Genomic DNA, 24,105 nt, shown 5'->3' on the forward strand with positions numbered 1-24,105 from the left:
GGGCGACACCGGCGCGCTTTGGATTGTTGGCGAGAGCCAAATACCTTGCTTTGTATATCCCCCTTCAACGCAGCGGCCAGACGATCCAGCTGTTATGCGGGACAACGAAGGAGGTACGCCATGCAAACCGCTTTTCTCGAGAGAGCCCCCAATGTCGCGCGCGTGGACGCCATGAGCGACGTGGCGACCGAAGTTCAGGCACTGCCCGGCGACGAATTTCCGCACGGTGTCTACATCGGCGTTTTCGCCGCCTATCTCTGGATGATCGGCACGGCCTGGGCCGATTTTGCGGCGCCCGGCGGAACAGAGCTCGACCTCATGATGGTCACGGTCCTCGCCGTGGTGTTCTTCGGCATACCGCTTGCGCTCCGCCATACAGCAGCGACGCGCCTCGTTTCGGCGCACCCGCGCATGTCTGATTTCCTCGAATCGCAAGTCGACACCTTCACCGGTCCCATGCCGGCGAAACAGGCGTGGATTGAGATCATGCTCATACCCTTGGCCCTCGCCGCGGCAGCGACATTGATAGGCGGCGCCCACGTCCTGGTCGGCTAAACGTTTGTATAGTCGGCTTGCCCGGGGGTATCGGCTGGAAAGCCCGTAGGGTCAGCGCAAGGTCTTTGCGTATCGCGCCTGCGATACGCAAAGGCGATATGCCCTCCCGGCGAAGTCTGCGACCTAATCAGCACGCTGCCAAATCCAACCGGCGTGTTGACACATGAACCGCTCACCGACCGCAAACCGCACTTCGGACCTCCCTGATCGCTCCGGGAGGGCGTCATGGGCATAGTCCGCTTCGCCCTGCGGCTACCGCACACTTTCTACGTGCTCGCCGTCTTCATCGTCTTCATGGGCGGCATCGCCATCCGCAGCATGCCGACTGACGTCTTCCCGGAGATCAACATTCCGGTGGTGACGGTGATTTGGCAGTACACTGGCCTGTCGACGCCGGAGATGGAAGCGCGCGTCAGCACCTACAGCCAGTACTCGATCAGCTCCAACGTCACCGGCATCAAGAACATGGAGTCGCAGACGCTCCTGGGCCTGTCGGTGCAGAAGATCTACTTCCAGCCGGACGTCAATCTCGACCTCGCCATCTCGCAGATCGTGTCGGCGACCAACGCGATCCGCGCTCTGTTACCACCCGGCATCCAACCGCCCATCATCGTTCAATTCAATGCCTCGAGCGTCCCCGTTCTGCAGCTCAGCCTGACCTCCGACACGCTCAACGAGCAGCAGCTTTACGACTTCGGCATCTACAGCCTGCGCCAGGAGCTAGCTCCCGTGCACGGCGTCACCTTCCCCACGCCCGCCGGCGGCAAGTATCGGCAGATCATGGTCGACATCGACCCCGACAAGTTGGTCGCCAAGGGGCTGACGCCCAACGACATCGTCAACGCCGTCAACGTGCAGAACCTGACGCTGCCTTCAGGCACGGCGAAGATCGGCAACACGCAATACACCGTGCATTCCAACGCCACGCCACTGACGATCGACGAGCTCAACAACATCCCGGTCAAGGTTGCCAATCACGCCACCGTCTTCCTGAAAGACATCGGCAACGTGCGCGACGGCTCCGCCGTGCAGCAGAACATTGTCCGCCAGGACGGGCGCCGTGCGGTGCTGCTCAGCGTCATCAAGAACGGCAATGCCTCTACCCTCGACGTCGTCAATGGCGTGCGCCAGGCGCTCACGCTCGCCCGCGCCGCCGCGCCTCCCGGTCTCGCCATCAACGAGCTGTTCGATCAGTCGGTGTTCGTGAAGCAGTCGGTCACCGGCGTGCTGCGCGAAGGCGCCATCGCCGGCGCGCTCACCGCGTTTATGATCCTGCTGTTCCTCGGCTCGTGGCGCTCAACCCTGGTCGTCATGATCTCCATCCCGCTGGCGATCCTGTCGTCGATCGTTTGTCTGTTCTTCCTCGGCGAGACGCTCAACACCATGACGCTCGGCGGCCTGGCCCTGGCCATCGGCATTCTCGTCGACGATTCCACCGTCACCATCGAGAACACCCACCGCCTGTTGACCGAAAAGGGCCTGCCGCTGCCTGAGGCGACGCTGCACGGCTCGGCTGAGATCGCCGTGCCGACGCTCGTGTCGACGCTGGCCATCGCCTGCGTGTTCACCTCGGTCGTGTTCCTCGAAGGACCGGCCCGCTACCTGTTCACGCCGCTGGCGCTCGCGGTCGTGTTCGCCATGCTCGCCTCCTACGGCCTGTCGCGCACGCTCACACCGATCACCATCGGACTGCTCCTCAAGGGCGAGAAGCACGCGAGCGGAAGCAACGGAGTGTTCTCACGCGCTCACGCCGCCTTCGAGCGCGGCTTCGAGCGCATGCGCAACAGCTACGCCGCACTGCTCGAGGTCCTGCTTAAGCGCCGCGCCATCGTGCCCGTTTTTGCCGGCTTGGTGCTGGCGCTCGGCACGGCGATGTTTTTCCTCGTCGGGCACGATTTCTATCCGGCCATCGATGGCGGCCGTATCCAGTTGCATGTGCGGGCGCCCGCCGGCACGCGGATCGAGACCACCGAGCGCATCTTCCAAGGGATCGAGGACAAGATCCGCGAGATCGTCCCCGACAAGGACCGCGAGCTGATCGTCGACAACATCGGCCTGCCGGCCCGCGCCTATAACCTTGCCTTCACCGACGGCTCGACCATCGGCGCCAACGACGGCGTGATTCTCGTCGCCCTGAAGGAAGGGCACGCCCCGACCAGCGAATACGTGCGCAAGCTACGCGAAGCACTCCCCACCGCGTTCCCCAATGTCACCTTCTATTTCCAGGCAGCCGACATCGTCACGCAGATCCTGAACTTCGGCCTGCCGGCGCAGATCGACGTGCGCACCATCGGCTACGACAAGGCGAACAACCTGAAGGTCGCCAAGGAGCTCACGCGCCGCATCGCCGCCATCCCCGGCATCGCCGACGCGCATTTGCAGCAGGAGACGGATGGCCCCGCGTTCCTCGCCAATATCGATCGCACCCGCGCGGCCCAGCTCGGCCTCAACGCCAACCAAGTGGTGGGCAACCTCAACGTCAGCCTGAGCTCATCGCAGCAGGTATCCCCCAACTTCTGGACCGACCCTGCAAACGGCCGCCCGTACTACATCGCGGTGCAGACGCCCGAGCACGAAATCAGGTCCGTCAACGACCTCGACAATACACCCGTATCGACCGGCATCTCCACCACCGGAGATCCGGTGCCGGGGTTACTGAGCAACGTGGCCACCCTGAAGCGCGACAGCCTGCCGACCAACTCCAACCAGACCAACATCCAGCCGGTGTTCGATGTTTACGCCAGCGTACAGGACCGCGACCTCGGCGGCGTGGCGCGCGACATCAATAAGGCGGTCGCTGACCTGCAGAAGCAGCTGGCGCCCGGCAACTACATCCAGGTCGTCGGCCAGATCGACAGCATGAACGGCGCCTTCATCGACCTCGGCATCGGCATCCTCTTCGCCGCCGTCATCGTCTACCTGCTGATGGTCGTGAACTACCAGAACTTCGGCGACCCATTCGTCGTCATTCTGGCGCTCCCGGCGACCTTCTGCGGCATCCTCGCCATGCTGTTCATCACGGGCACGACCCTCAACGTCCCCTCACTGATGGGTGCGATCATGGCGGTGGGCGTCGCGTCGGCGAACTCGATCCTGCTCGTTACCTTCGCCCGCGAGCAGCAGCTCGCTGGCGTCCCGGCGCGCCGCGCCGCGATCGATGCCGGCCACACGCGTATCCGCCCGGTGCTGATGACCGCCGCGGCGATGATCGTCGGCATGATCCCCATGGCCATCGGCGGCCCCGGCGAGGAGCAGAACGCCGCTCTTGCCCGCGCCGTGATCGGCGGCCTCCTGTTCGCAACCCCGACGACCCTGCTGGTCGTCCCGTACCTGTTCGCCCTGCTACGCAAAGGCAATGACGGAAAGGCCGAACACGGCGTGTTCGAAGGAGGAGTGTGATGACCGAGAATACCGAGCCGACCGCCGTCACGTCGCCCGTGCACGTCGGCAGGCGCGCGGTCTACTTCGGAATGGGTGTTCTGCTCGTTCTCGCCGGTGCGCTCGGCATTGGCGGATGGGGCGCCTATCAGGAGCGCAACGCCGCGTTGCAGACGTCCCAGCGCCATCGCGATTTCGTGCCGACCGTGCAGATCGCCGAGGTGCGCAGCGCTGGCGACACCTTCACGGTCTCGCTGCCGGCGACGACCCAGGCACTGACCACCGCCAACATTTTCGCCCGCGCCAGCGGCTACATCGACAAGCGCACCGCCGACATCGGCGACCGCGTGATAGCCAACCAGCTTCTCGCTCAGATCACCGCGCCCGAGCTCGACCACCAGATCGAGCAGGCGAAGGCGACGCTAGAGCTGGACCGCGCTAGCTTCCGCCAGACGCAAGCGAATCTCGACCTCGCCCGCATCACCTGGAACCGCGACAAGCCTCTCGTTGCCGAAGGCTGGACGACGCGCCAGCAGGGATCGATCGACCAGCAGAACCTGAAAGCACTCGAAGCCTCGCTCGCCGTCGCGCAGCAGAACATAGCGGCACAGGAAGCGCAGCTACGCGTGCTCAACCAGCAGAAGGCCTACCAGACGGTCGTCGCGCCGTTCGACGGCGTCGTCACCCAGCGCAATATCGACGTCGGCTCGCTGGTGCAGGCGGACGCCACCACCGGTACCTTCATGTTCACCGTCATGCAGACCGACGTCATACGCACCTTCGTCTACGTGCCGCAGGACCAGGCGGTTGGCGTGGCCCCCGGCGTCGATGCAGCCGTCCACATTCCCGAGCTCCCTGGGCGGAGCTTCCCCGGCAAGGTAACGCGCATCGCCGACGCGCTGCAGCCCGACACCCGCACGCTGCTCACCGAGATCGACGTGCCCAATCCAGATGGCACGCTGCAGCCCGGCAGCTACTGCACCGCCGAGCTGCACATCCCACGCAAGGAGCCGCTGCTCGTCGTCCCCGCCGACGCCGTGGTCTTCGACGCGGACGGATTGCACGTCGCCGTGCTGGAGGATGGCGCCGTCCGCTTCCGCAAGGTGACCATCGCCCGCGATCTCGGCACGCAAGTGGAAATCAGCGACGGCGTGAAGGCCGGGGATACCGTGATCCGCAGTCCGGCGGTCAACCTCGCCGAAGGCAGTCGCGTGCAAGCCGCTCCCATCAAGGCGGCCGCCAAATAGCAATCGGCGCGAAGGCGATCCCCTCGGCCCGTCTCGGCGTAACTCGATAGGTGGCGCACACTTGCGGAAGGGAGCGGGGGCTCCAGGAGCAGGTCCTCGTGGCGCTGCATTCAACTTCTCAGCAAGTACGGCCAGCACGACCCGCCCCACGTCCTGTCGGGGATTGTCGTCACGATCCCGTTGCTGGCGTTCGGTACGCTCTAGAGGAACCACATTCTGGCTCCGGATTTGCTAGCGCGTAGCGTTCAAACTTTTGCCCACGTTTCCATGTAAGTGCAGCTTCAAGTGCGCACGCCCACACAAGCGCACGCCGGAGGTTACGCTATGGCCAGTCGTTTTAGGTTCGAGCCGCAAAGTACGCTTCAGAAACTTGTCGCTCGGGTTCGTCATCCGACGAGCTGGCGCGAGAAGACCACACCCTGGGTCAGCGACACGCAGGGTGGCACACGCTTCCAACTCGCCTGTGATGAAGCGGCACTGATCGAAAGATTGAATGTGCCCACGCCGGGCAGGAGCGAGTGGCCAGCGTCCCCTGTGACCCTCGACGAAGTAGCGAATGCCGCCTACCTCCGACGCCTAGGCTACGTCTTCGATTGGTCAAAGATCTCAAGTCTCGATGGTCTAGGAGCACGTCGCAGATCGCAGAGAAATTAGGGCGAACAGTCTACTCCGCCGCCAGCCTGACGTAGGTGCCGTTTGAGACCGGGCAAGCCGCCCAGAGTTCTTCGAGCGCACGGATCAAGTTCGCCATCTGCTCGTCCGAGTGGACCGGCGACGGCGTGAGACGCATCCGCTCGGTGCCCTTCGATACAGTCGGATAGTTTATTGGCTGTACGTAGATCCCGTATTGGTGGAGCAGCGCGTCCGTCACTGCCTTACAGTGAACCGGGCAGCCGACCATCACGGGGACGATGTGGCTTGGATTGTCCATAACCGGCAACCGCTTCGCCTTGAGCAACGCCTTTAGCGTCCGAACCCGCTCCTGGTGGCGGACGCGCTCGAAGGCATTCGTTTTCAGATGGCGGACGGAAGCAAGCGCCCCGGCCACGATCGCAGGCGCGAGCGATGTCGTGAAGATGAACGCCGAGGCGAACGAGCGGATCGCATCGCAGAGGTCGCGGGAACCGGCGATGTAGCCGCCCATGACCCCGAACCCCTTGGCGAGCGTGCCGTTGATGATGTCGACCCGGTCCATGACGCCGTCGCGCTCGGCGATGCCGCCACCGCGCGGACCGTACATGCCGACGGCGTGCACCTCATCGAGGTAGGTCAGGGCACCGTACTTCTCCGCGAGATCGCAGATAGCGGCGGTGGGGGCGATGTGCCCATCCATGGAGTAGACGCTCTCGAAGGCGATGATCTTGGGCGTGCCCTGCGGAAACTTCTTAAGTTTCTCCTCGAGGTCGGCAACGTCGTTGTGACGAAAAATGTGCTTCTCGCACTGCCCGTGGCGGATGCCCTCGATCATCGAGGCGTGGTTCTTCTCGTCCGAGAAGACAACCGTACCAGGAACGAGTTTGAGGAGGGTCGAGAGCGTCGCGTCGTTGGCAATGTAGGCTGAGGTGAAAAGAAGCGCAGCTTCCTTGCCATGGAGGTCGGCAAGCTCGCTTTCGAGCTCCACGTGATAGTGGGTCGTGCCGGAGATATTGCGCGTGCCGCCGGAGCCGGCTCCCACGGCGTCTATAGCCTGGTGCATGGCCGTTAAAACCGCTGGGTGCTGGCCCATGCCGAGATAATCGTTGGAGCACCACACCGTAACCTCGTGCGAGCCATTGGCCGCAAAATGATCTGCCACGGGAAAGGACCCGCGGCGGCGCTTCAAATCCGCGAAAACGCGGTATCGCCCTTCTTGATGAAGGGCCTCGAGCCGCTGCTGGAACAAGCCTGCAAAGTTCATTTCGGTCTCCTGCACGTCTTCCAGGCAAGAACGCAGAGCAGTCATTCGGCCTTCAGGCCGAGCTCAATCGCCGCGGCCGTAATCTGGCTCGATGCTGCAGAGTCGTCCTTGAAGACATCGAGCGCCTTGCGGAAGGCTGTGGTCGCGACCTCTCTTTCGCCCAGCACGACTCGAGAGCGCATGAGGCGAGTCCAGCCCTCGACGTCGCGCGGAGAGCTCTCTAGACGATGAGCCAGGCCATCCACCATCGATCGGATTTGAGCCTCCCGGTCGTGCGGAGGCATCGCTTCGGCCTCGGCAATTTTCTCGACGCCAGGTCCGTCACCACCCTTGCCGACGGCCCCGGTCTGCAAAGACGAGGCTGTCTCTGAATTGGCGCTATTGGAGGCCTTCGCCTTGGCCTCCTCGTATGAGCGCTTGAGCTCGGTGGAACTCGGATCAAGCTCCATCGCTCTCGCAAAGGCGGTAGCCGCCTGTTCATAGCGCGCCGTGTGGAAGTAGGACCGCCCGAGCATCTCCCAGCCTTCGATGTCCTCCGGCGTGGTCTCGAGCCGAGCCGCCAGCCGTTCGATCAGCGTGTTCACGTCAGGTAGCGATTTGCCATCTGCCGGCGCAGACGCTGCATCTTCGGATCCAATCGAACGCGTGTAGTCCGTGAGGCTCGCCAGCATTTCGCCATCCGCCCCGAAACCCGATTCCGAATATGAGGTTGTGTCCGCTGGACCGGCCGCCTCGGGAGGATCCGCCACATAGGAAACAGCAATGCCAATGCCAGCAACGAGGAGGAAGACTGCGGCAGGCGCAATCAACGTCCGAGGGGCACGTCGAAGGCCTAGGCCGAGACCCCAGCGCGACGACCGCAGTTGCGAGAGGAGAGCAAGTCTCGCCGCGTCCGCTTCTGCTTTGTTGAGTTTCCCCGCTTTAAGTCGAGCTTCGATATCCTCGAGCCGGGCTTTGCAGGTCTCTACGTCGAGCCGCTTCCTTTGCATTTGCCACCTCTACCAATGCCCGCGCGCTCTTGGGCGCCGAGAGGATCCAGGACCTCGAGAGAAACCGCGGGTGTAGTAGTTGCGCGGATAGTAGACGTAGCCCCCTATATGCGTCGGATAATATCCGCGGCTGTAGTAGTAGGGGTAATCGTAGTAGATGGAGCTCGGGCCCATAGGCAGGGGAATGCGTGGGCCGCGGCCGCGACGCTGCATCTCTAGTGCGAAACTCCTGCCGCCTTCGCCGGGCTTCCGAATGGACTTCCCGGCCGATGCATCATTGGTCACTGGCGCAATGCCGAGGAAGCCGACGGCCAGCAAGCAGGCCATCAGACTCGATGCGAATGAATTCCGGTTACTCATGAGACACCTCGCATAGCTGATAGGTCAGAACTTCCTGCGGACCTCGGCGCGGACGCCGAAGTTGTCTTCGTCGCCGCCCTCGAGGATCTGATAGGTGGCATCGGCGCGGAACAGCCAGGCCCGATCGATCGGGATCTGATAGCGGACACCGAAGCCGTACTGCGGGTCCTCGGCACCGATGCCGTCGTTTTCGAAGGGCTGCACCATGGCCACCTCAAAGACGAGCTGCTCATCGAGATTGAAGAGATATTGCAAGCCGAGCGCGCCACCCAAGGCGTTGGAGCCGGTGTCGTCGAGTTTTGGGTAGCCGGTCAGGGCGTCGGTCTCGAAGTTGATGCCGACGTTTTTCAGTATGCCGGCGCCATTGCCGTCGACCAGGGGCTGAGGGTTGCCGAAGCCGACGAAGAAATTGGCGTAAGGGAGCAGCGTGCTCGGCAAGCCCGAGATCAGGCTGTTTTCCGAAATGATGGCAATGCCGTTGCTGTCTCCTACGGGGTCATCTCCGAAGTTCGCGAACAAGCGGGTCGAGTTCGACAAGGTGTTGAGATAGCGCCGGCTGTAAGAGGCCGTCAGAAAGTGCGTCAGAAGGCCGTCCTGTTCGTCGCGGCCCTGTATCAGGCCGTAGCCCGCTTCGATATAGCCGTCGAAGGCGTCGATGAAGGCGGTGACGCCATAGAGGTTGGCCAGGTGGTTGTCGTCGTCGCCCGCTCCGATGATGCCCGCGTTGTCGACGTTGTCGAACGCGGCGAAGAAGGTGACGTCGAAGTTGGCAAGCCCTAGCGCCGCCGAGTTCTTCGCCGGCAGGCTCACCGCGCCGCCGAGGATCGCGTCGTTCGCCCAGATCCCGTTCTGCAGGAACAGCGGGAAGAGACCGACAGTGAAGGGCAGGTCGAAACTGGCCTCCTGACCGGAGAAGCCGGAATAGAGGGAGCCGACGTCACCCTCGAAGAACAGCGTCTGCGGCTCGAAGTCGAACTCGTCGTTGAAGTCCTCATTGCCGTCGCCGCCGCCGAACTCGAAGCGGGTGAACTTATTGTTGTTCTCCTGAAGCGGCGTGAAGAACGCGTGGATTCTTTCAGTGCCGGAGATCTTGAGGTCGACGTCGATGTTCAACCGGGTCGCGATCTGGGCAATATCCTTGCCGTTGTTGTTGTTGTAGGCGACCGCCGTCCGCCAGTCGCCATAGATGGCGAGGCCCGGAAGCAGCAAATTCTTCTCACCGAGGAAGGTGCTGCTCTCGTCGTAAATGCCGGACGTGTACTGCGGGCGGCCTAACTCAACCAGCGGACGCGGCGGCTCGACCGCGCTCTTCGCGCCGTAGATGTCGACCTGCTCCTCGACACTGTATTTCTTTTCGTACTGCGGGTCGGGTTGAAAAAGGTCCTTCTTGCCGCTTGTGTCCTTGCGTTTTGCGGCCGCCGGCTCTGCAGCTTTATTGTCAATCTTCTTTTCAGTAGGCGCGCTCACCTTCTTCTTAGAGGGCGCGTCCACCTTCTTCGCATTGGCTTCGATTGCCGCGGTCGTCACGCGGGCGTCGCCGGTCCGCACTTCGGTCGACCAGCCCTCATCGGTCTTGGTGCTGCTCTCGCCTGCGGCAAGAGCTGCAATTGTGCCGCACACGACGAGGCAGCCACTGGCTGCCAGCGCGACAATGGCGGACGTTGTCGTAGAACACGCATTACACGACATTTGGACCCCTTGTCGGGTCCCCGCAAACCCACAGCCTCGGAACTAGTCTTTCACTTCGATATCCACCGCGAAGGAGTGGAAGTTCATGATCCGCTCATTCATGCTTTGCTCCATTTCCTTGGTGGAACGGACGAAGCGCATGAAATAGATCGGCTCCGCGCGGCTCCGCATACGGAAGGCGAGTTGGTACTTGCCCGGCTTCGTGATCAGGCCACCTGGCACTTGGTACTCGGCGCGCTTCTCGCCCAGCGGCGGGAATGATCGGTTCTCCATGCGCACCAGCGGCGGATGGTTGAGCACGGTGGTCGGGACGCCGGGCGGCCGCAGATGCGGCAGCGGGTCGATGTCGAAGTTCACCGGCAGGTACATCTCGCGGTCCGTGCCCTTGACGTTGGTCGTCAGGAATTTGGTTTGGAAGTGCACCAGCTGCTGGTCCGTCGCGATGCGACCGGCGGCGACATCCAAGCTGTGCAGATCGGCGATGTCGCCGTTGCTGTCGACATACCCCGACTCCCAGACGTTCTTGCCGTCGGGGTCGACGAGGGCAACGTTCACCCAGAGCTGCGGCTGCGCACCCAGCGAACCGGACGGCAGGTTGTGCCCCGTATTGGTGTTCTTGATTTTGTAGGAGAACGCCAAATCCCTGCCGACGCTCGGGGTGCCCTCGATGTAGGGACCGTCGACGTGGCTGCTGTTCTCCATGACCTGCTTTCTGAGCTTGTCGCGCTCGTCGAGCTTCTTGAGGTTCTCGTCGAGGATCTGCCGGGCATCTTCGCGGTCGAGCGCATCGGCCCAACGCTTAGGAAAGGCGACCTTGATCTTGCCGTCGGCGACCTTGTCCTCGAACCTGGTCGTGCCCCAACCGGCGCGCCAGTCGAACTCCAGCCAATCCTTGATGCTGTAGGCCTGGGCCTTCGTGTTGTGAGGGAAGACACCCGGATGGGCGATCGAATAGCCCGGGCCGATGAAGCGGTGGTTGGCGTGCTTGCGTCCCGGGTTGACCTCCTTGCCGCCGACGACCGCGGAAGGCGCGGTTGAATAGCCGTCGGGCTTTCCCGCAACCTTGCCCATGTGGCAGTCCTGGCAGCTGACGCCGGCTTTGCGGGCCGGGCTGTCGCGATACTGATCCCAGACGATCTCCAGCTTGATGCCGAGGTTGACGGCGACCTGGTGGCAGCTGACGCAGAACTCTGATTTTGTGATCTGGTCGTTGGTGATCATGCCCTTGTGAATGTCGTTGCCGCGCCCGTCGGTGCTGGTCTTGACGGAATAGGTCTCCTTGTTGGCGAGGACGTCTTTGATCACGCTCTGCTGGCCGCTGCCGTAGACCGGCTCGTAGATCTTGCCCGGCTCGACCCGGCGCTCGCCGTTGACCTTGCTGTACTGCTCCTTGACCCGGTGGCAGGTGATGCAGCTCACGCCCTCGCGCGAGATCTGGCTGCGTGCCCAGAGCGGCGTTTCGCGTGCCTCACCAAGCTGGGTGCCGACCTGCTGGTGGCAACGCACGCAGAAGGTGCCGACCGTCCCTTGGGTCAAATCCTGGAACTTCTGTTCGAACTTGTGGAACATCGGCGAGATCGACGCGTAGGCATGCTGCGACGACGACCACTCCTCGTAGATCTGCTTGTGGCACTCGCCGCATTGCGCAGCGGTGGGATAGAGGCTCTCGTCGTTGAGGGCGTCGTGGCCATCGGGCTTGGCGCTCGCGGTGCCGCTCTTGTCAGCCGGTTTTTCAGCCTTGGCCCTTTTCCCTTCGTCGTCCTTGATGAGTGCTTCCAGCGCGGCGTCCGCAGCGGTTGTTGCGGACGCTCCTTTACTCTCCGCGAGCCTCAACCCCGGTCGTGTTTGTATGTTTGGGATTCCCGAAGCCTCCCGGGACGCGGCGACCGCATCCCAGCTGAGGAGTGCTGCGTTTATCAGCAGGGCGCTCGCTAGAGCGCACGAAAGCGTCAAGAGACCGGGCCATTGCTTCATCGCCTTACCCCCCAATTTATATTCAGAGGCGACATCCCGATTTTGCATCGCTTACGCGAAACGGCGCCCGCACCGCCCGGGATTTCAATTATTGATACGCGGAAAATGGGCCGTGATATGGCCGCCAGGAAAATGGAAAATCTGAAATCGAGCGGATAAACCGTAGGTTGCCGAACAACTGAACGAATGACGATTTTGGAAGCGCCGCATTTCTGCCCGATAGAAGGAAGTTACTCATCGTTGCGGGATCAGTGGGACGTCCATAAAGCGGGACGAGGGAACTGAGCCATGTCATCACATCATCGCGAGACACGATTGTCAGAGGACGATCGCTTCGACCGGGGCCAGATAGCGGTATTCGCCTTTTTAGTTGCGATCGCCGCTGTTGCCGGGCTTCTGCGCGTTGTGGGGGTACTGCACTAGAGCAAACTGTTTTCTGTTCGGCGCACCGGCATTCGCCCGGCGCGTGAGCACGAGCGGTTCGCGGCCGAGTCTTTGACTCGGCCGGAGAGCTTGCGCGTCTCTATGGCGTAAAAGGCCGACGGAAAAAAATGGCCGATCTGCAATTAAGGGGCGAACTCTCGACGCAGAGTTCCGGCCTTTCGCTTTCGCTTGGCCTCAATCATTTATTGGGTCCATTGCCTCCAACAAAATCATAAACAGCACGGCGCATTCGGCGGCCCGTTCTTCCGCCGTTTGCCTTGCTCTTTTCGCCTGATTGTCATGGCAAGACCACACTGTTTTGGCTTTTTCGTTCGAAAGCAGCCATGGATTGGAAAATGCCAAGCAGCCAAGTCACCATAAATGGAAGCAGCTTTCAGGCGCGCCGCGGCGAGTTATTGCTGGACGCTGCTCTGAGCAACGGCGTCGCTATGCCCCACGACTGCCGGGCGGGCCACTGCGGCACCTGTTGCGTGCGGCTGGTATCCGGCGAAGTTCGGGGCGGCGAAGGCTCCGAGCCGGGCATCGTTCATGCCTGTCAGTGCCGGATCGTCGGCGATGCGGTGATCGAGATGGGCCAGCCCTCGGGTGTTCGCACCGTCGAAGGCGTGCTGAGCTCATTGCGACCCCTCTCGCACGAGGTGATTGAAGTCGGCATCAAGACTGATCGCGCGCTGCCCTATCACGCGGGCCAATATGTGCAGGTAGGCTTCAGCGGCTATCCAAGCCGTCCCTTCAGTATCACGCATCCCTTACACGGCGACCCGAACAGCTGCTCGGTCTGCTTCCATGTCCGGCGCATGAACGATGGACGTGTCACCTCAGCGCTCGGTAAGCGCATCGCCCCCGGCCATCGGGTGAAGGTGACCGGGCCCTATGGGTCGGCGCATTTCCGACCCAATCAGGAGTGCCGGCTGATCCTCGTCGCCACCAATACTGGCTTCGCGCCGATCTGGTCGATCGCCGTTGCTGCGCTGCGCGAGAATCCCAAACGCAGGATGATGATCATCGCCGGCGGTCGCACCATCGAGTCTCTCTATATGGGTCCGGCTCTCACCCGGCTCGCCCGCTTCCCCAATGTCCTCGTCCTGCCTGTCTGCAGCACACCGCAGACTGTCACCTCGGCGGTGAAGCCCGGCCGGCCGACCGACTATCTGCCGCGTCTGTTGCAGACCGACGTTCTCCACGCGTGCGGCGCGCCGAGTATGGTCGATGCGATCAAATCGATCGCGGCGCTAAACGGAGCGGCCTGCCATGCGGATCCGTTCCTCCCGACCACCGACGACAAGGGCGGGGAAAGCGTCCTGACCCGCGCAAAGGGGTGGCTCTCAGTGCCATCCAGACGCCAGGCTGGCCAACTCGCTCTCGATCGAGAACCGCCGATACTGTCCTATGGGATAGCTCAAGCACGGGGTGAGTAGTCATTATCAGCCTCAGAGCGCATATCGATCTGCTGATCGGGTACGGGCCGGAGGCCGCCCTCCGCTCTTGCTTACATTGTCTCTGCGGCTTGTTGGCGATCTTCGGCTTTGCGGGCGGCGCAGTTGCGGCCGATCCAGCCAAGACCGTCGGTCCAAATGCCTGTGGCGAATGTCACAAGCAGGAGGTTGAGGCATGGAAGGGCACGCATCATTTCAAGACCTTCCGTGAGATGCCGCGCAACACCAAGGCTAACGAGATCGCGGACAAAATGGGGGTGCGGCGCATCAGGTCGGACAGCCTGTGCCGGAACTGTCATTTCACGGTGCAGCAGAAGAACGACACGGAGGAGCCAGTGGCGGGCATCTCCTGCGAATCCTGCCACGGCGCCGGGAAAGATTGGATCAAGATCCACAGCGGGTTCAGCGGCAAGACAGTTTTTTTCGAGAGCAGTGCCGAGGAGAAGGCGCGCTGGAAGCTCTCCGATGCCAAAGGAATGATCAGGCCGCGCTCGGTCTACCTGCTGGCGAAGAACTGCTACAGCTGCCACGTCGTGCCGCAAGAAGACCTCGTGAACAAAGGCGGCCATCGGGCGGGCAGCGCCTTCGATCTTGTGTCCTGGTCGCAGGGCGAGGTGCGGCACAACACAGCTTACTCCAAGGGCAAAGAGAACGTTCCGGCCAGCGCAGCGCGCAGGCGGATGCTCTATCTCGTCGGCCTCGGCGTCGAGCTCGAGACCGCATTGCGGGCGGTCGGAAAGGCGACCGTGAGAAAGGCCTACGCATTCGAGATGGCCAAGCGCGTCGACCTGGCGCGCAAGCAGCTCGCGGTCGCGGCGAAAGCGGCGCCAAACGTGCCGGAGATCGCAAAGATGATCGAGCTTGCCCATTCGGCAGGGCTGAAGCTCAACAACGAACGCTCACTAACGGCTGCTGCCGACGGCGTCTCCAAGCAGCTCGAGAGCATCACCGAAACGTATGACGGCAACACGATGGCCGGGCTCGATAGCCTCATTCCCGGACCGGACAAATACAAAGGCACGGCGAGGAAACCAGATTGAACTTAGCCGGCTCGCGACGACTGCAACTTGAACCGGCTTGATGGGGAACAACCACCGCGATGCCTGACTTCGGGGGAGCTGCCGTGAGACCGGCGGGGCCGCGCGCACTTGGCGGCTCGATCGGCGGGCGCAGTCGGGGCCCGGCGGGATATCTCATCCGCCAGACAGCCCAGAGCCTTCTAATTGCGGCCATTTCCGCCGGCCTGTTCTGGCTTGTCTGTATCTATGGCAACGGGCTCCGCGACCCGCGCTATCTCGATGGCTGGGTGCTGGCCGGCGGCATGAGCGTGCAGCTCTATTTCCACATCGCCATCAAAGCGGCCCGCCTGTCGCCGAAGTCCGCCATGCGCTGGCGGAAGGTTCACATCTTTCTCGGCTATCTGCTGATCGCCGCCTTCATCTCGCATTCGGATTTCTCTCTGCCGGACACCGGCTTCGAATGGGCGCTGTGGGCGGGCTTCGTTCTGGTGACGCTGAGCGGCATTTTCGGCGCGTATCTTGCCTGGTCGCTTAGAGCCAAGGGCCGGATCGACGAGAGTATCAGCTATGATCGCATCGCTACGCTTCGGGCGGAGCTTGCCCGGGATGTCCATGCCGCCGTCGCCGAGACCGATCCGGCGGCCGCTCAGATCGCCTTGCCGTTGCCGGGTCTGCCCCACGACGCCTGGATCATGGACCTCTACGCCAACCACCTGCGGGACTTTTTCGAGGGACCGCGCAACTTCACCGCTCATCTCATCGGCTCGCAGCGCCCGCTCAGGCGGTTGACCGACGAGATCGACGACCTCTCACGTTATGTCGACCAGCAGAGCCGGGAGAAGCTTGCCGCAATCAAGACCCTGGCGGTCGAAAAAGACCGGCTCGACTTCGCGCGTGTCTATCTCGGGCTGACCAGGGGTTGGCTGTTCGTGCATGTGCCCGTCACCTACGGGCTGACCGTGCTGACGGTGCTGCACGTCCTCGTCGTCTATGCCTTTTCATCAGGGGCTTGGTGATGTGGCGGCCGCGACGGATCACATCGGATATGCCGCCGAAGACCGAGAGACCCGGCTCCCGGCGCGACCTTCTGGCCGTGCTTCTGGCCCTTGTGACCGTCGTCTGCCTGGGCTCGGCCTTCATTCTCTCGAAGGGCACGCAATTCCTGATGCCGGGGCCGCTGGCGAGCGCTCATGGCGCCATCGAAAAGTGCAGCGCCTGCCACACCAAGAGCGGCAAAGGCAAATTGAGCTGGCTTCACGGCCTCGTCGCCGGCGATCCGCTCGCCGACAGCAAGGCCTGCCTCACATGCCACAAGATGCCCGACACGGCCTTCAACGCGCACAGCGCTTCGGCCGAGGCGCTGAAGCAGAGCACGGCGCGGTTGACGAAAATCGCTGCGGGATCGCCTGTGCCGCAATCGGCCCGCGCGCAGAGCACCGCCTTCCCCACTCACGACGTGGTCGCGCGCGGTCTCTACTGCGCGACCTGCCACCAGGAGCACCAGGGCGTCAGTTTCAATCTGAACAAGATCTCCAACGAGCAATGCCGCTCGTGCCACGTGGTGAAATTCGACAGCTTCGACGGCAATCACCCGAAATTCGAGAACTATCCGTTCAAGCGGCGCACGCGGATCATCTACGACCATGCGGGCCATTTCGGCAAACACTACCCGGAAGTGGCGAAGAAAGATCCCGCGAGGCGCATTCCCGAGACCTGCTCGAGCTGTCACGACAGCCGTGAGGACAAGCGCGTCATGGCCGTGGCGCCGTTCGAGAAGACTTGCACCGGTTGCCATCTCGACCAGATCATCGGCAAGGAGCGGGCCAGCGGCCCGAAAGGCATTGCCTTCCTGAGCCTGCCTGGCCTCGACCTGCAGACGCTGAAGAAGAAGAACGCCCCGATCGGCGAATGGCCGGACGCATCGGATGCCGCGCTCACACCGTTCATGCAGGTGATGATCGGCCGGGATGAGCGGGGGCGTGCTCTGATCAAGACCGTTGACACCCTGAAGCTTCAGGATCTGAGCGGTGCAAGCGACGACCAGATAAAGGCGGTGACCACCCTGGTCTGGGAGATCAAGGGGCTGTTCTATGCGCTGATTAAGGGAAAAGCGTCGGACGTGCTGGGCAACTTCAATATTGGCGGCGGGGCGAAGCTGAGTGCCAATCTCGTTGCCGATCTGACCGCGAGCATCCCGCGCGATGTGGTCACGAGTGCGCAACAGCAGTGGCTACCCAATCTCGCGACGGAAATGGCCAACCCTCGCGACATGAGTGGTCAAAAGCAAAGCGGTTGGACCACAATGACCACTGGATCGACATCGGCCATGTCGGCGCCTCCCGAGGAGCCGTCAGGTCGGGATGCACGTCAGGAAACCCCGGCGGCTAGCCCCCAAGAGTCGGCTAGCGAAACAGCCAGCGTACCCAAACGCGATCCGCCACCTTGCCTGGTGGGCATTCTCGGTCAGTGTCTGATGTTTAAGGGTGCGGCGGAGGCAGTCCAGCCTGAAGGAGCGGCCGGAAAATCCAGCACAGGGAACGCCAACCAAGACGGCAGGAAGGAAACGCCGTCCGCCGGCGATCTGCCGGGAGCGATGCGGGCAGGTGTCAAGGCCGCCGGGCAAGCAGCGGGGCCTGAAGCAGTGGCCGGAAAAGCCGATACCCCGAACGAAAAGCCACATGACGGCAAGAAAGAGCTCGCCGCCAACGACCAGCCTCAAGCCAAGGGAGCGGACCAAAAAGACGATCTACTCTTCCCCACGGAAGAAGAGCTTCGCGCGATGAAAGCAGGCAGCAAGGACACCGGGACAGGAGCCCAGCCTGCAGGCGCCGCCTCCAAGGCAGACCCCAATGCGCCAGCTCCGGCGGACTCAGGTACCCAGCCGACTGAGCCTCGAACAAGCGCGACGCCCGTGATCAGCATAGAAAGCGATGTGGATCCGGAGAGCTGGGCTGAGTATGGCGGCTGGTATCGGCAGGACTACGCGATTTTCTACCGCCCGACCGGACACAAGGACAAACTCATCTACTCTTGGCTCTTTCTGACCGGCCCCCGAGCGCCGAAAGGTGATCCGAATCCCGCGGGGGGGGTCTTCGATTTTCTCACGAGCAAGGACGCTCAGGGCTCATGCACGAAATGTCATAGCGTTGACGAAATCCGCAGAGGCAGGGTCGTCAATTTCTCGCCACCGTCGGTCGAGAGCAAGCGGGGACGCTTCACGAATTTCATCCACGAGCCCCACTTCGGCGTCATCGAAAATCGCACTGGCGGGCTGGAGAATCGCGGCTGTCTGAGCTGCCATAACCTTGAAAGAGGCCGCCCCTATCTAAAGAGCTTCGAGCAGGGCAATCCGCAAAGCTTTGTATCCAATTTCGGCGAGGTGAAGAAAGATCTCTGCCAGACCTGTCACACCAGCAGCATGGCGCGCCAAGACTGTTTGCTGTGCCACAAGTATCATGTGAATGGCGCGATCACGCCAATCATGAACACGAGACTCCCGGCTCAGTAACGGACGGTTGCCGGATCGGTCAAAGAACGCGTGGTTGCTATGAGCCTCTTCAGCAATCCGCCAAAGGGCGAACGAGATAGACGTCGAAGATCCAGCCCTTCTCGCGTCGAAGCGTACCGCGCAACTCAAGGATCCGCTCCAACGCGTCTTGGAGCGGGCCGGCGACGAGAACCTCGTCGTCAGTCCCGAGATATGCCCCCCAATAGATGTGAGCCTTCCGGCCGGCCAGTGAGCGCAGGCCATCACCGTTGTCGAGGAATACAGCGATGCTCGCGTGTCCGGCGGGGAACGATTGGGCGAGCTTGCGCCCCGTCGTGACGAGCACCGGCTCGCCGACCGTGTTCAGCGCAATCTTGTGGCGCGCGGCCAATACCTGGATACTGCTGATACCGGGGATCACCTCGTACTCGAAGTCGACCACGGCAGACGACTTGATCGTCTCCAAGATGCGCAGCGTGCTGTCGTAGAGCGCCGGATCGCCCCATACGAGAAATGCGCCTGTCCGCTTGTCCGCCAAGTTCTCGCAGATGGCCTGCGCCGCGAGTTCAGCGCGTTCGGCATGCCAGGCGGCGACCCCCGCCTCGTACGATCCGGTTGGGTCCCGCTGCGGGCTGGCGATCTCGACGACCTTGTAAGGTTTTTCGGTGCAGTAGCGCGCACAGATCTCCTTGCGCAGATGCGCAAGATCGCCCTTCGCCTCGCCCTTATCGAAGATAAAGACCACGTCCGCTGTCCGCAGTGCGTCGATGGCCTGCAGGGTGAGCAATTGCATTCCCCCCGAGCCGATCCCGATGACGAGGATGCGCTTCATGGTTGTTCACGCGGTCGCCGACGCGGTCAGGCGCGGTGCGCGCGCCAACCCGAGCAACGCGTCGCAGTCAATGTGACGTTCGAGGTGCTGCGCCAGGTCGTAGAGCGCCTTCTCAACCACGTCCTCGTAGTTGACGGCGCTCGTTCCCGCGCCCAGACGTGCCAGCCAATCGCTGCGTTGCGCGTCGTCGGCAAAAAGACCGTGCACGTAGCACCCTTCGATCCGACCGTTGGCGCTTGCCGCGCCATCAAGGCGTCCGTCCGCAAACCTCAGCATCGGCCGGACGCAGTCTGCGCCGTCCGTGCGCCCGACGTGCATCTCGTAGCCCGTGAACGGAGCGCCGGCCATGCGGGTGCCCGCGACCTCGACGAGCAGCTTGTCACCGGTCAACTGTGTCGCCACGTCGAGCAGTCCCAGGCCTTCGCAGATCCCCGGCGGTCCCTCGATCCCGGCCGGGTCGGCGATGGAGTTGCCCAGCATCTGGTAGCCGCCGCAGATACCGAGCACGCGGCCGCCGCGCCGCACGTGTGCCTTGAGATCGATGTCCCACCCGGCTGCGCGCAAGTCGGCAAGGTCGGCGATCGTCGCCTTGGAACCCGGCAACACGACAAGATCGACACCGGCGGGAATTGGCGTGCCGGGACGGACGAACTCGAGGTCGACCGCCGGCTCCATGCGCAGAGGATCGAAGTCGTCAAAGTTGGAAACGCGCGGATAGGCAAGCACGGCGATGCGCACGTTGGCGCCGGGTTTGATCTCGCGCGCGCTCAGCCCCAGCACGTCCTCCGCCGGCAGATGCCGCACGCCGTCGAAATGAGGAACGAGCCCCAGCGCGCGCCAGCCGGTCACTTCGGCGATCGTACGCATACCGTCGGCGAACAACCCCGGATCGCCGCGAAACTTGTTGACGATGAACCCCTCGATTAGCCGCGCGTCCTCGGGCGGCAATACCGCGTGCGTGCCGACGAGGCTGGCGATCACGCCGCCTCGTTCGATATCGCCAATGAGAACGACGGGGACGCCGGCCGCGCCTGCGAAGCCCATGTTGGCGATGTCGTTGCGGCGAAGATTCACCTCCGACGCCGAACCCGCGCCCTCGACGAGCACGATATCCGCCTCTCCGCACAGCCGCGCAAAACTGTCGAGCACGGCCGTCATCAATGCTGGCTTCATCTCTTGATATTGCGCCGCCTTGGCGTTGCCGATGACGCGTCCTCGCACCACCACCTGCGCTCCGACCTCGCTTTGCGGTTTCAGCAGCACCGGGTTCATATGGATGCTCGGGGCGACGCCCGCGGCGCGCGCCTGTAATGCCTGCGCCCGGCCGATCTCGCCGCCATCGGCCGTCACTGCGGCGTTGTTCGACATGTTCTGCGGCTTGAAGGGCCGTACGCGGAAACCGCGATTGCGCAACAGCCGCGCGACGCCTGCGACCAGCGTCGACTTGCCGACGTCCGAGCCCGTGCCCTGAAACATGAGGGCCCTGGCGGTCATCAGTACTCGATGCCTTCCTGGGCTTTGACACCGGCATCGAAGTGATGCTTCACCGGCGTCATGTCGGTCACCAGATCCGCCGCCTCGACCAGTTCCGGCTTGGCGTTGCGGCCGGTGACCACGATGTGCAGATCGGGGCGGCGCGCCTGCAGCGCGGCTACGACGCGGGCCACGTCGAGATGATCGTAACGCAGCGAAATATTGAGTTCATCGAGGATCAGGAGCCGGATCGCCGGATCGGCCATGAGCTCTTCGGCCTTCGTCCAGGCGCGCTCTGCGGCGGCGACGTCGCGCGTTCGGTCCTGCGTTTCCCACGTGAACCCCTCGCCCAGCGCGTACCAAACGACTTGATCGGGAAAGCGGTCGATGGCGTGCCGCTCGCCCGTGTCCCAGGCGCCCTTGCCGAACTGAACCACGCCGACCTTGAAGCCGCGGCCCAGGGCCCGTAGCAGCAGGCCAAACGCTGCCGTCGATTTGCCCTTGCCCTTGCCGGTGTGGACGATGAGCAGACCCTTCTCGATCGTCTTGCCCGCCACCTCGGCGTCCTGCGCCGCCTTCCGATTTGCCATCTTCGCCTTGTGGCGCTCGGCCTCCTGCGCGGTTTCGACCATAGCTGTCCTCCTCGGCGAAATTTCTGTGATCGAAGCTGAGATGCGTGCGAAGCCCGCCCGCCAGGCGCGACCGCGATTGCCATTGACGCGGCTTCCAGCGTAGTCTTATCAGACCTTAGGACGGTACCCCGCAAGGGGATTGAAAGGGAATGCGGTGAGGTCGCCCAACGACCAATCCCGCAGCTGCCCCCGCAACTGTGATCGGCGAGCCTGCGGCAAGTGCACCACTGGGAAACCGGGAAGGTAGCCGCAGAGCAATGAACCGAGAGCCAGGAGACCTGCCGTCGACTGCAACCCAAATGGCTCCGGTGGGTGGGCCAAGGAGGCACTATGACGACAGCCGTCACGCATAGCCAGCAGCGCGCCGACGTCCGGGTGGTGGCACTCGTCGCGTTCGCATTCGGAGCAGCGCTCGTCTTCACGACAGGGTTTGCGCACTCTGCGATGCTTCACAGTGCCGCCCACGACACGCGGCACTCCCTCAGCTTTCCCTGCCACTGAGCCCTAGACAATGTACACCCGCGTGTTTGCGGTCGGCCTTCTGGCCGGGCTGCTGGCTGGGCTCATAGTTGCTCTGCTGCAGGCCTACACCACGACGCCGATCATCATCGAGGCCGAGCGCTTCGAGAACGCGAGTCCTGTGGCGCCGAGCGCGGCTCTTGGCGGCTTCCGAGAAGCGCGGCTCATTCTCGTGCACAGTGGCCACGATGAGAGCGCCAACTCAGCAGAGGCGAGCGAGTGGGCGCCGGCCGACGGGCTGGAGCGCACACTCTATACAAGCACGGCAACCATCGGCACCGCCGTCGGCTTCGCCATGATCCTGCTGGCCGGCATGCTGGCCGCCGGCGACAAGATCACCGAGCAATCGGCCATGGTGTGGGGCGCCTCAGGCTTCGTCGCCGCAGGTCTGGCACCGGCCGTCGGACTTGCGCCGGAGGTCCCGGGTCTGGTCGCCGCCGACCTGATCCAGCGCCAGCAATGGTGGATCATGACGGCCGTCATGACCGCGGTCGCAATTTGGCTGTTCCTGAGAGGGCAGAACCCTTGGCTGAGGCTGCTGGCGATCCCTGTCGTCCTCGCGCCGCACGTCTGGGGCGCGCCGCATGTTGCCCTCGACGCTGCTACGCGCGTGCCCGCCGAGTTGGCGGCGCGTTTTGCCGCCGTGTCGCTCGCCATTCAGGCGATCCTCTGGATCGCAACGGGCTTCTTTGTCGGGCTCTTTTGGCAGCGCATCGGCGCGAGCGCGGACAGCCCCGATGACCGATGAGGTCGAGATCTTCGTATGCGTGAGCTGCGCACCGCGTGCCGAGAACGCAGCACACCTCCGGCCTGGCGCCGTGCTCGCTCGGTCGCTCAACGCTCGCCTCACCGAGCTCGGGGCAGCAGGCATCCGGGTCCGTGAGGTCGAGTGCCTCGCCGTTTGCAAACGGCCGAGCACCATCGCGATGACCGCCGCCGGCAAGTGGACCTACGTCATCGGCGATCTCATTGCTGAAGAGCACGTCGCCGATATTGCTGCTGCCGCGCTGGCGTTCCAGCGCTCGGCGAATGGCATCGTCCCCTGGGCCGAGCGTCCGGTTCCCTTTCGCAAAGGGGTCATCGCGCGTGTTCCGCCACTGGGCTTCGAGCAACACGCAACGGAGACAGCATGAGCGACATTGCCAAGGTGCCCTGCAGCATCATCACCGGCTTTCTTGGGGCGGGTAAGACGACGCTCGTGCGCAATATTCTTCAGAACGCCGGGGGACGGCGCCTCGCGGTGATCGTCAACGAGTTCGGCGACGTCGGCATCGACGGCGAAATCCTGAAAGGATGCGGCGTCGAGACGTGCAGCGAGGACCGCATTGTCGAACTGTCCAATGGTTGCATCTGCTGCACGGTGGCTGACGACTTCGTGCCGGCGCTGGAGAGCCTGCTCGCTCTCGAGCAACCGCCGCAGCACATCCTCATCGAGACGTCGGGTCTGGCGCTCCCCAAACCGCTGGTGCAGGCGTTCAACTGGCCGGCGATCGCCTCTCGCGTCACGGTCGACGGCGTCATCACGGTGGTCGATGGGGCAGCCGTGGCTGCCGGCCGCTTCGCCGACGATCCGGCCGCGCTAAAAGCGCAGCAAGCCGCGGACCCCTCGCTCGATCACGACAATCCGCTCGAGGAGGTCTACGAGGATCAGCTGCTGTGTGCGGACCTTATTGTCCTCAACAAGGCCGATCTTCTCACCGATGAGGAGCGCGTGCGCATCACCGCCGAGATCAAGGCCGCCGTTCCACGCGCGGTGAAGGTCGTCATCTCCGAGGGTGCAAAGCTCGACCCAAAGGTGCTGCTCGGCCTCAACGCTGCCGCCGAGGGCGACCTCGCCGCGCGCCCATCGCACCACGACGCCGAGGGGGAGCACGACCACGACGACTTCGAGAGCTTCATCGTCGACATCCCCGCCGTGGGCGAGCCGGCCGACATTCTCGGCCGCATCGGCGCCGCCACTGCCGCGCACGACATCCTGCGCATCAAGGGGTTTGCCGAGGTAAAGGGCAAGCCGATGCGCCTGTTGATCCAAGGCGTCGGCCATCGCTTGCAGCACCAGTTCGACCGCGCCTGGCACCTGGGCGAGAGCCGCCAAGGGCAAATCGTCGTCATCGGCCAGAAGGGTCTCGATCGCGACGCCATTTCGCGCGAAATCGCGGGAGGCTGATAGGCAA

General features: G+C 63.1%; 18 protein-coding genes and 1 riboswitch. Of the genes, 11 read left to right on the forward strand and 7 right to left on the reverse strand.

Annotated features, from left to right (window positions below; genetic code table 11):
• The first annotated feature begins 120 nt into the window (after nt 1-120).
• The 3 genes from GIW81_RS10380 to GIW81_RS10390 all read left to right on the forward strand — a co-directional run bounded on the left by GIW81_RS10380 (nt 121) and on the right by GIW81_RS10390 (nt 5,180).
• Nucleotides 121-555, forward strand: a complete 435-nt coding sequence (locus GIW81_RS10380) for a hypothetical protein (RefSeq protein WP_154739120.1) — start codon at nt 121-123, stop codon at nt 553-555.
• Nucleotides 556-780: 225 nt separating this feature from the next.
• Complete coding sequence (locus GIW81_RS10385; RefSeq protein ID WP_154739121.1) at nt 781-3,954, forward strand: efflux RND transporter permease subunit; 3,174 nt, start codon at nt 781-783, stop codon at nt 3,952-3,954.
• Nucleotides 3,954-5,180: an efflux RND transporter periplasmic adaptor subunit gene (locus tag GIW81_RS10390; protein WP_154739122.1), complete on the forward strand. Its 1,227-nt coding sequence runs from the start codon at nt 3,954-3,956 to the stop codon at nt 5,178-5,180. The genes GIW81_RS10385 and GIW81_RS10390 overlap by 1 nt, the downstream gene beginning before the upstream one ends.
• 664 nt (nt 5,181-5,844) lie before the next feature.
• Here GIW81_RS10390 and hemA read toward each other — a convergent pair.
• The 4 genes from hemA to GIW81_RS10410 form a co-directional block, all read right to left on the reverse strand.
• A complete protein-coding gene (gene hemA, locus GIW81_RS10395; protein ID WP_154739123.1) occupies nt 5,845-7,077 on the reverse strand; it encodes a 5-aminolevulinate synthase in 1,233 nt (410 codons plus the stop codon).
• A 41-nt stretch (nt 7,078-7,118) separates the two neighbouring features.
• Nucleotides 7,119-8,066 carry a tetratricopeptide repeat protein gene (locus tag GIW81_RS10400; protein WP_154739124.1) on the reverse strand — a complete coding sequence of 316 codons (948 nt, stop codon included), beginning with the start codon at nt 8,064-8,066 and terminating at the stop codon, nt 7,119-7,121.
• Nucleotides 8,067-8,450: 384 nt separating this feature from the next.
• Nucleotides 8,451-10,115, reverse strand: coding sequence for a hypothetical protein (locus GIW81_RS10405; protein WP_154739125.1), 1,665 nt, complete (start codon nt 10,113-10,115; stop codon nt 8,451-8,453).
• 42 nt (nt 10,116-10,157) lie between these two features.
• The gene (locus tag GIW81_RS10410; protein WP_229309136.1) at nt 10,158-11,948 is read right to left on the reverse strand and encodes a cytochrome c family protein; all 1,791 of its coding nucleotides are present in this window, start codon (nt 11,946-11,948) and stop codon (nt 10,158-10,160) included.
• Between the two features lie 908 nt (nt 11,949-12,856).
• On the opposite strand from GIW81_RS10410, the gene GIW81_RS10415 reads away from it, so the two are divergent.
• The 4 genes from GIW81_RS10415 (at nt 12,857) to GIW81_RS10430 (ending at nt 18,496) form a co-directional block, all read left to right on the forward strand.
• The gene (locus tag GIW81_RS10415; RefSeq protein ID WP_229309137.1) at nt 12,857-13,951 is read left to right on the forward strand and encodes a 2Fe-2S iron-sulfur cluster-binding protein; all 1,095 of its coding nucleotides are present in this window, start codon (nt 12,857-12,859) and stop codon (nt 13,949-13,951) included.
• An 89-nt stretch (nt 13,952-14,040) separates the two neighbouring features.
• The gene (locus GIW81_RS10420) at nt 14,041-15,009 is read left to right on the forward strand and encodes a cytochrome c family protein (RefSeq protein ID WP_229309138.1); all 969 of its coding nucleotides are present in this window, start codon (nt 14,041-14,043) and stop codon (nt 15,007-15,009) included.
• A 59-nt stretch (nt 15,010-15,068) separates the two neighbouring features.
• Nucleotides 15,069-16,004: a hypothetical protein gene (locus GIW81_RS10425; protein WP_210251927.1), complete on the forward strand. Its 936-nt coding sequence runs from the start codon at nt 15,069-15,071 to the stop codon at nt 16,002-16,004.
• Between the two features lie 29 nt (nt 16,005-16,033).
• Nucleotides 16,034-18,496, forward strand: coding sequence for a cytochrome c3 family protein (locus GIW81_RS10430; protein ID WP_154739127.1), 2,463 nt, complete (start codon nt 16,034-16,036; stop codon nt 18,494-18,496).
• Nucleotides 18,497-18,545: 49 nt separating this feature from the next.
• On the opposite strand, the gene cobF is transcribed toward GIW81_RS10430, so the two are convergent.
• From cobF to cobO, 3 genes are read right to left on the reverse strand one after another with little or no spacing between them, the layout of a single operon-like run.
• A complete protein-coding gene (cobF, locus tag GIW81_RS10435) occupies nt 18,546-19,307 on the reverse strand; it encodes a precorrin-6A synthase (deacetylating) (protein ID WP_154739128.1) in 762 nt (253 codons plus the stop codon).
• Nucleotides 19,308-19,313: 6 nt separating this feature from the next.
• Entirely contained in the window at nt 19,314-20,801 is a 1,488-nt protein-coding gene (locus GIW81_RS10440; protein WP_195930504.1) for a cobyric acid synthase, read from the reverse strand.
• Nucleotides 20,801-21,412, reverse strand: coding sequence for a cob(I)yrinic acid a,c-diamide adenosyltransferase (gene cobO, locus GIW81_RS10445; RefSeq protein ID WP_154739129.1), 612 nt, complete (start codon nt 21,410-21,412; stop codon nt 20,801-20,803). Before cobO ends, GIW81_RS10440 begins: the two co-directional genes overlap by 1 nt.
• 104 nt (nt 21,413-21,516) lie before the next feature.
• Nucleotides 21,517-21,712: riboswitch (cobalamin riboswitch) on the forward strand.
• Nucleotides 21,713-21,742: 30 nt separating this feature from the next.
• On the opposite strand from cobO, the gene GIW81_RS10450 reads away from it, so the two are divergent.
• From GIW81_RS10450 to cobW, 4 genes are read left to right on the forward strand one after another with little or no spacing between them, the layout of a single operon-like run.
• On the forward strand, nt 21,743-21,913 hold the full coding sequence (locus GIW81_RS10450) for a CbtB domain-containing protein (protein WP_154739130.1): 171 nt from the start codon (nt 21,743-21,745) through the stop codon (nt 21,911-21,913).
• Between the two features lie 10 nt (nt 21,914-21,923).
• Complete coding sequence (locus GIW81_RS10455) at nt 21,924-22,679, forward strand: CbtA family protein (protein ID WP_154739131.1); 756 nt, start codon at nt 21,924-21,926, stop codon at nt 22,677-22,679.
• Nucleotides 22,669-23,064 (forward strand): DUF1636 family protein, encoded by a 396-nt coding sequence (locus GIW81_RS10460; RefSeq protein WP_154739132.1) that lies wholly within the window; start codon nt 22,669-22,671, stop codon nt 23,062-23,064. Before GIW81_RS10455 ends, GIW81_RS10460 begins: the two co-directional genes overlap by 11 nt.
• A complete protein-coding gene (gene cobW / locus GIW81_RS10465; protein WP_154739133.1) occupies nt 23,061-24,098 on the forward strand; it encodes a cobalamin biosynthesis protein CobW in 1,038 nt (345 codons plus the stop codon). Before GIW81_RS10460 ends, cobW begins: the two co-directional genes overlap by 4 nt.
• Nucleotides 24,099-24,105: the final 7 nt, after the last annotated feature.

Source organism: Hyphomicrobium album (assembly GCF_009708035.1).
GTDB classification, from domain to species: Bacteria; Pseudomonadota; Alphaproteobacteria; order Rhizobiales; family Hyphomicrobiaceae; genus Hyphomicrobium_A; species Hyphomicrobium_A album.